This is a genomic window from Streptomyces sp. NPDC004031, assembly GCF_053604375.1.
In genome coordinates this window covers 38,361-46,544 of record NZ_JBSGHL010000040.1, presented here as the reverse complement: position 1 = coordinate 46,544, position 8,184 = coordinate 38,361, and the positions used below count along the sequence as shown (strand labels likewise).

The window sequence follows — 8,184 nt, the reverse complement described above, 5'->3', positions numbered from 1 at the left end:
GTTTCGGGCTGCTTCTCCTTAGCTGCCGCGGCGAGGGCCTGTAGTCGTAGGCCGACCCCCTCCCCGCGGAGTTCGGCGTTTCCCAGCCGTCGGCCGTTCTCGAAGCGGACCCCGAGGAGATCAGGACCCATGAGCACCCCCCAGCGTGTCGGCAAGCCCACGCCCATCACCGCCGCCACCGTCACCCAGCGGCCCAGCGGGATGCCGATCCACAAGTACGGCCGCTACGAGCAGGTGGACCTGCCCGACCGCACCTGGCCGGACGCGCGCATCACGAAGGCCCCGCGCTGGCTGTCGACCGACCTGCGGGACGGCAACCAGGCCCTGATCGACCCCATGTCGCCCACCCGCAAGCGCGAGATGTTCGACCTGCTGGTCCGCATGGGCTACAAGGAGATCGAGGTCGGCTTCCCGGCCTCCGGCGCGACCGACTTCGACTTCGTGCGCTCCATCATCGAGCAGGGCGCGATCCCCGAGGACGTGACGATCTCCGTCCTGACCCAGGCCCGCGAGGAGCTGATCGAGCGCACCGTCGAGGCCCTGCGCGGCGCCCCGCGCGCCACCGTGCACCTCTACAACGCCACCGCCCCGGTCTTCCGCCGTGTCGTCTTCCGCGGCAGCCGCGAGCAGGTCCGGCAGATCGCGGTGGACGGCACCCGGCTGGTCATGGAGTACGCCGACAAGCTGCTGACCGACGAGACGGTCTTCGGCTACCAGTACAGCCCGGAGATCTTCACCGACACCGAGCTGGACTTCGCCCTGGAGGTCTGCGAGGGCGTCATGGACGTCTGGCAGCCCGAGCCCGGCCGCGAGATCATCCTCAACCTGCCCGCGACCGTCGAGCGCTCCACGCCCTCCACGCACGCCGACCGCTTCGAGTGGATGTCCCGCAACCTGTCGCGGCGCGAGTACGTATGCCTGTCCGTGCACCCGCACAACGACCGCGGCACCGCCGTCGCCGCCGCCGAGCTGGCTCTGATGGCGGGCGCCGACCGCATCGAGGGCTGCCTGTTCGGCCAGGGCGAGCGCACCGGCAACGTCGACCTGGTCACGCTGGGCATGAACCTCTTCAGCCAGGGCGTCGACCCGCAGATCGACTTCTCGCAGATCGACGAGGTCCGCCGCACCGCCGAGTACTGCAACCAGATGGAGGTCCACCCGCGCCACCCCTACGCGGGCGACCTGGTCTACACCTCCTTCTCCGGCTCCCACCAGGACGCCATCAAGAAGGGCTTCGAGGCGATGGAGGCCACCGCTGCCGCCGCCGGGAAGACCGTGGACGACATCACGTGGGAGGTCCCGTACCTGCCCATCGACCCCAAGGACGTCGGCCGCTCCTACGAGGCCGTCATCCGCGTCAACTCGCAGTCCGGCAAGGGCGGCGTCGCCTATGTGCTGAAGAACGGGCACAAGCTGGACCTGCCGCGCCGTATGCAGATCGAGTTCTCGAAGATCATCCAGGCCAAGACCGACGCCGAGGGCGGCGAGGTCACGCCCGAGCAGATCTGGTCCGTCTTCCGCGACGAGTACCTGCCCACGCAGGACAACGCCTGGGGTCGCATCACGCTGCGCTCGGCGCAGGCGTCAACTTCGAGCGACGGCACGGACGCTCTTACGGTGGAAGCCGTCGTGGACGGCGAGCCGACCGTGCTGAGCGGCAACGGCAACGGCCCGATCTCCGCCTTCTTCGACGCCCTGGGCAAGATCGGCGTGGACGCCCGGCTGCTGGACTACAGCGAGCACACCATGAGCGAGGGTGCCTCCGCGCAGGCCGCCTCCTACATCGAGTGCGCCATCGGCGGCCGCGTCCTGTGGGGCATCGGCATCGACGCCAACACCACGCGGGCCGCGCTCAGCGCCGTCGTCTCGGCGGTCAACCGCGCCGGCCGCTGACCTCGGCAGGCCCGTTCGACACCCGTGCCGCACCCGTTCCGCACCCGTTCACCAACCGGGTAAAACGGCATGAAACGTCCTACGCGTACGGGGGCGGTGGGGAATTGCCCCCGTACGCGGTACTGACTGCGCCTCACTGATGTGGCTAACATCACGGCGTACGGCACCGTCGCCGGGGCTTCACCGCGCACGCAGCGCATGATGCAGCGCACGCCGGGCCGATGCGGGCGATGCGAGTGCGTACCGGGACGAGGACGGGCCGGAGGGTGCAGCGTGAAGATGCTGGGGCTGATGATCTGGGGTGTGCGCACGTCCTGGCACACCGAGGACGACGGTGAGTTCTTCTGCCCCGACTGCGGGGGCGACCGCAGCTACCACCGCAGAACCGGCACCCGCCGCCTGACCGTCCTCAGCGTGCCGCTGCTCAGCCGCGGCAGCGCGGGCTCCGTCATCGAGTGCTCCGCCTGCCACCGCCACTACGACTCCGCCGCGCTGCTCACCCCCACCACCACCCGCTTCTCCGCGATGCTGCGCGACGCCGTCCACACCGTCGCGCTCGCCGTCCTCACCGCGGGCGGCACCGGCGGACGCCCGGCCCGCGAGGCCGCCGTCGGCGCGGTGCGCGCGGCCGGATTCAGCGACTGCACCGAGGACCAGCTGCTCGGCCTGCTCGCCGCGATCGTCGCCGACGAGGGCCGCTACGGCACCTCGCAGGAACTCGGCCACTACTCCTTCGCCGACCAGCCCATCGACGGCTGCGGCAGCTGGCTGTCCATCGAGCTGCACGAGGCGCTCGAACCGCTCTCCGACCACCTCGACGACCTCGGCCGCGAGCGGGTGCTGCTCCAGGGCGCCCACATCGCCCTCGCCGACGGGCCCTACCTGCCCGCCGAGCGCGAGGTCCTGGAGGCCGTCGGCCGCTGCCTGTCGCTGAACCGCGACGACATCGACCGCCTGCTGGCCGCGGCTGCGACCACGGGCTGACACCCACGGGCGTCAGCTACCTCCCCGCGTCTACTCCGCGGGGAGTAACAGCCCCCCGCGGTCGTCGCAGGGAGTAACACCCACTTCACTCCTCAGCCCGATGATCCGCGCTCCCCGTGACGGGACGCTGGTGTGGTCAGCCAGTGCACGTCGGAGGGGAGGCCCCGATGAGGGCCACGGATCGTCACAGCGCAGAAAACAGCGAACACCGCACGAGCGCGCAGGGCCCCGCGCCCGGCGGCGGGACGGCGACCGCCCAGCTGCGGTCAGCCGCCGACGCGGGCCCGCCCCGACCGGGCGGCGCGAGAAGGTCCACGGGGCGGCGGGGGCTGCCGTGGGCCGTGATCGGGCTGTGGATCGTCGTGCTCGCCGTGGCCGGTGTCTTCGCGGGCAAACTCAACGGCGTCAAACACGACGAGGCCGTCGACTACCTGCCCGCGAGCGCCCAGTCCACCCAGGTCGCCAAGATCCAGCAGCGGATGGCCGGCGGCAGCGCCACCGACCTCGTACTCGTCTACGACCGCGCCGCAGGCCTCACCGCCGCCGACCGGGCGACCGCCGCACGCCAGGCCGCCGAACTGGGCCGCGCCTACCCGCTCGCCGCCCCCACCCCGGCACCCGTCACCTCCGCCGACGGCCGCACGCTCATGGTGCCCGTCTCCCTCGCCGAGAGCGCCGGCAAGCCCGAGGACGTGGTCAAGGAGGTACGGGACCGGCTCGCCGCCGACCGCCCCGCCGGCCTCACCCTCGACGTCGGCGGACCCGGCGCCGCCCAGGGCGACGCCAAGGAGGTCTTCGCCAGCATCGACGGCACCCTGCTCTTCACCACCGCCGGGATCGTCGCCCTGCTGCTCATCCTCACCTACCGCAGCCCCTTCCTGTGGCTCGTGCCGCTCGGCGTCGTCGGCGTCGCCGCCGGCACCTCGATGGCCCTCGTCTACGGCCTGGTCAAGGCCTTCGGACTGACCGTCACCGACATGAGCTCGTCCGTCATGACCGTGCTCATCTTCGGCGCGGGCACCGACTACGCCCTGCTGCTCATCTCCCGCTACCGGGAGGAACTGCGCCGCGAACCCGAACCGTACGCGGCGATGCGCGCCGCCCTGCGCGGCGTCGGCCCCGCCGTCCTCACCTCCGCCGCCACCGTCGTCGCCGGACTGCTCTGCCTGCTGGCCGCCGACCTCAACAGCAGCCGCGGCCTCGGACCCGTCGGAGCCGTCGGCATCGTCTGCTCCCTCGCCGCCATGACGACCCTGCTGCCCGCCGTGCTCGTCCTGCTCGGCCGCCGCGTCTTCTGGCCCCTCATCCCGGCATACGGCAGCGCCACCCGCTCCCGCCGCGGCGTCTACCGGCGCATCGGCCTCTTCGTCACCCGCCGCCCGGTCGCCGTCCTCGCCGCCTCCACCCTCGCCGTCGGCGCGCTCGCCCTCGGCATCGGCAACCTCCCCGGCGCCCTCCACCAGGACGACACCTTCACCAGCACCCCCGAATCCGTCTCCGCCGACCACACCCTGCAACGCGCCTTCCCCGGACACAGCGCCCAGGCCATCACCGTCGTCGTCCCCACCGCGAAGGCCGCCACCGCCAAGGCCGCCGCCGCGGCCACCGACGGCGTCGCGAGCGCGTCCACCGGGCGCACCGGCAGCGGCTGGACGGAGATCAACGTCTACGCCACAGCCGCACCCGACACCGCCGCCGAGAAGGCCACGATCAAACGGCTGCGGGCCGCCACCGCAGCGGACCACGGCCTCGTCGGCGGCGCCAGCGCCCAGACCATGGACACCGCGACGACGTCCTCGCGCGACCGCGACCTCGTCATCCCGCTCGTCCTCGCCGCGGTCTTCCTGCTCCTCACCGCCCTGCTGCGCAGCCTCGTCGCCCCGCTGCTGCTCACCGCCGCGATGGTGCTCGTCTGGGCCGCCGCCCTCGGCATCGGCGGCCTCATCTTCGGCCCCCTGCTGGGCTTCCACGGCATCGACCCCGGTCTGCCGCTGCTGAGCTTCGTCTTCCTGGTGGCACTCGGCGTCGACTACGGCATCTTCCTCATGCACCGCATGCGCGAGGAAGCCCGCGCCGGGGCCGACCCGAAGGAAGCGGCGGTCGCCGCGCTCGACACCACGGGCGGTGTCATCGCCTCCGCGGGCATCGTCCTCGCGGCGACGTTCACGGTCCTGGCGTCCCTGCCGCTGGTGATGATGGTCGAGATGGGCCTCGTCATCGCCCTCGGCGTCCTCCTCGACACGTTCGTCGTCCGCCCCTACCTCGTCCCCGCGGCCACCACCTTGCTGGGCAACCGCGTCTGGTACCCGTCCCCGACACCGCCGGGCAAACGGTAGAAGCTCGCGGCTGCGCCCGGGGGGCACCCGTTTTCAGGGGCGCAGCCGCGGCCTCCACCAAGCCCGCCCCCGCGGGGGCACCTCATCCCGGAAGATGGAGCCGTGCTCAAGAGCCTCGACCTCAGCGTGAGGTCCCCCAAAGCGGCGGAGCCGCACGCCGCGGCGAAGCCGCCCGACGTGTCGGGCCGGGACATCGCGCTGGTGGTCGTGGTCCTCGCCGTCCAGGCCGCCATCGCCCTCGCCCTGCCGGAGGCCCCCCGCAGCCACCGCCCCGACGCCCTCGGCTGGCTCCTGCTCGCGTCCAGCGCCGCCGTGCTCACCTGGCGGCGCCGCGCCCCGATGTGGTGCCTGCTCGGCATGCTCGTGGTGGTCGCGCCCTACCACTACCTGGAGAACATCCAGGAAGCCCCGCTGCTGTCCAGCGTCGTCGCGCTGTACTCCGTGGCGGTCGCAGGGCCCCCGCTGCGGACGTTCCTCGCGGTGCCGACCGTCTTCGGGCTGATGGCCACCGTGATGACGACGATCGGCAAGCCCACCGCGGGCACCGCGATGCTCCAGGGCGCGGGCTGGATAGTGGCGGTCGCGGTGGTCGGCGAGGTCGTCCGGATGCACCGAACGTACATCGCCGCGATCAAGGAGCGCGCCGACCGGGCCGAGCGCACCCGCGAGGAGGAGGCGGCCCGCCGGGTCGCCGAGGAGCGGCTGCGGATCGCGCGGGACCTGCACGACCTGCTCGCGCACAGCATCACCCTCATCGGGGTGCAGACGTCCGTGGCCGCGCACATCCTGGTCGCCGACCCCGAGCGGCTGGACCGCACCGCGGTGGCGGGCGCGCTCGACGCCATCGCCGACACCTGCCGGGAGGCGCGCGCCGAGCTGCGGACGACGCTGAAGGTGCTGCGGGCCGACAGCGACGGCCCGCTGCCGGACCTCGAAGGCATACCGGCCCTGACCCGGGCGGCCGAGGCCGCAGGCGCCAAGGTCGAGCTGGACCTCGACACCAAGCCCCAGCCGGTACCGCCCGGAGTGGGCGCGGCGGCGTACCGGATCGTGCAGGAGTCGCTGACCAACGCCGTACGCCACTCCGGCGCGCTCTCGCCGGTGGTGCGGGTGAGCGTGGTGCGCCAGGGCGAGGCGCTGCGGGTGTCCGTCGAGGACGACGGGCCCGAGCCGGTCAAGCCGCCCGAGGCCGGGCGGCCCGAGGGCTTCGGGCTGGTGGGCATGCGCGAGCGGGCCCGCAGCGTCGGCGGCACCTTCACGGCGGGCCCGCGGACCGACGGCGCCCCGGGCTACGCCGTCCTCGCGGTGCTGCCGTGCACCGCGTCCGCGCCGGGCGAGGAGACCGGCGGGATTCCCGGACCCGCCGCCGAACCCGGCACCGACCACCTCCAGGGAGAGCCCAGATGACCACCCCCGAACCGATCCGGGTGCTGCTCGCCGACGACCAGACGCTGGTGCGGGCGGCCTTCGCGATGCTCGTCGAGTCGGCGCGCGACATGGAGGTGGTCGGCGAGGCGGCCAACGGTGCCGAGGCCGTCGCGGCGGCCCGCACCTCGCGCGCCGACGTCATCGTCATGGACATCCGCATGCCGGTCATGGACGGTATCGAGGCCACCCGCCGGATCGCCGCCGACGACGACCTCGCCGGGGTGCGCATCCTGGTGCTGACCACCTACGACGACGACGATCACGTGGTGGCGGCGCTGCGCGCGGGCGCGTCCGGCTTCATGGTCAAGGACACCCGGCCGGCCGAGCTGCTGGACGCGATCCGTACCGTCGCCGCCGGTGACGCGCTGCTGTCGCCCGGTCCCACCGCCCGGCTCATCGCCCGGGTGCTGCGGCTGCCCGACCGCCCGCCCGTCCCGGTGCCCGCCCCCGCCGCCGGACGGCTCGCCGGGCTGTCCGACCGGGAGCGCGAGGTGCTCACCCTCGTCGCCCGTGGCCTGAACAACACCGAGGCCGGTGAGGCGCTGGGCCTCAGCCCGCTCACCGCCAAGACGCATGTGAGCCGCATCATGGGCAAGCTGGGCGCCCGCGACCGGGCCCAACTGGTCATCGCCGCGTACGAGTCCGGCCTGGTCGCCCCGGGCGCCGAACGCTGAGCCGGGCGGTGGCGCGGACCAACCCCGGGAGACGGCCCGCGGCGGTCGCGGCGTAGGCGAGAATGGGCCGCATGAGTCTGTTCCGCGACGACGGCATCGTGCTGCGCACCCAGAAACTGGGTGAGGCGGACCGGATCATCACGCTGCTGACCCGCCGGCACGGCCGGGTGCGCGCGGTCGCCCGCGGGGTGCGCCGCACGAAGTCCAAGTTCGGCGCCCGGCTGGAGCCCTTCAGCCATGTCGACGTGCAGTTCTTCGCACGCGGCGGCGACCTCGTCGGCCGCGGGCTGCCGCTGTGCACACAGAGCGAGACCATCGCCCCGTACGGTGGCCCCATCGTCGCCGACTACGAGCGCTACACCGCCGGCAGCGCCATGCTGGAGACCGCCGAGCGCTTCACCGACCACGAGGGCGAGCCCGCGGTGCAGCAGTATCTGCTGCTGGTCGGCGCCCTGCGCACGCTCGCCGCCGGGGACCACGACGCCCGGCTCGTCCTCGACGCCTTCCTGCTGCGCTCCCTCGCCGTCAACGGCTACGCCCCCAGCTTCGACGACTGCGCCAAGTGCGGCATGGCCGGGCCAAACCGTTTCTTCGCCGTCGGCGCGGGCGGTGTGGTCTGCGGGGAGTGCCGCGTTCCGGGAAGCGTCGTACCCTCGCGGGAGTCGCTGGAACTCCTCGGCGCGCTGCTCGGCGGCGACTGGGAGACCGCCGACGCCTGCGAGCCGCGGCACTGCCGTGAGGGCAGCGGGCTGGTCGCGGCGTATCTCCAGTGGCACCTGGAGCGCGGCCTGCGCTCCCTGCGGTTCGTCGAGAAGAACGACAAGTCCGAGAACACCGGCAAGGCCGCCGCGCCGGCCGAGATGTAGGAG

General features: G+C 72.9%; 6 protein-coding genes. All 6 read left to right on the top strand.

The window, feature by feature from the left end; genetic code table 11:
- Positions 1-129: 129 nt before the first annotated feature.
- The gene (gene leuA / locus ACWERV_RS24190; protein WP_398181930.1) at positions 130-1,893 is read left to right on the top strand and encodes a 2-isopropylmalate synthase; all 1,764 of its coding nucleotides are present in this window, start codon (positions 130-132) and stop codon (positions 1,891-1,893) included.
- Positions 1,894-2,172: 279 nt separating this feature from the next.
- Positions 2,173-2,877, top strand: coding sequence for a TerB family tellurite resistance protein (locus tag ACWERV_RS24185; RefSeq protein ID WP_452936568.1), 705 nt, complete (start codon positions 2,173-2,175; stop codon positions 2,875-2,877).
- A gap of 167 nt (positions 2,878-3,044) precedes the next feature.
- Entirely contained in the window at positions 3,045-5,213 is a 2,169-nt protein-coding gene (locus ACWERV_RS24180) for an MMPL family transporter (RefSeq protein WP_452936506.1), read from the top strand.
- Between the two features lie 102 nt (positions 5,214-5,315).
- Positions 5,316-6,620, top strand: coding sequence for a sensor histidine kinase (locus ACWERV_RS24175; protein WP_452936504.1), 1,305 nt, complete (start codon positions 5,316-5,318; stop codon positions 6,618-6,620).
- Positions 6,617-7,315 carry a response regulator gene (locus ACWERV_RS24170; protein ID WP_398181941.1) on the top strand — a complete coding sequence of 233 codons (699 nt, stop codon included), beginning with the start codon at positions 6,617-6,619 and terminating at the stop codon, positions 7,313-7,315. Before ACWERV_RS24175 ends, ACWERV_RS24170 begins: the two co-directional genes overlap by 4 nt.
- Before the next feature lie 71 nt (positions 7,316-7,386).
- Positions 7,387-8,181 carry a DNA repair protein RecO gene (gene recO, locus ACWERV_RS24165; RefSeq protein WP_398181944.1) on the top strand — a complete coding sequence of 265 codons (795 nt, stop codon included), beginning with the start codon at positions 7,387-7,389 and terminating at the stop codon, positions 8,179-8,181.
- The last annotated feature ends 3 nt before the right edge of the window (positions 8,182-8,184 follow it).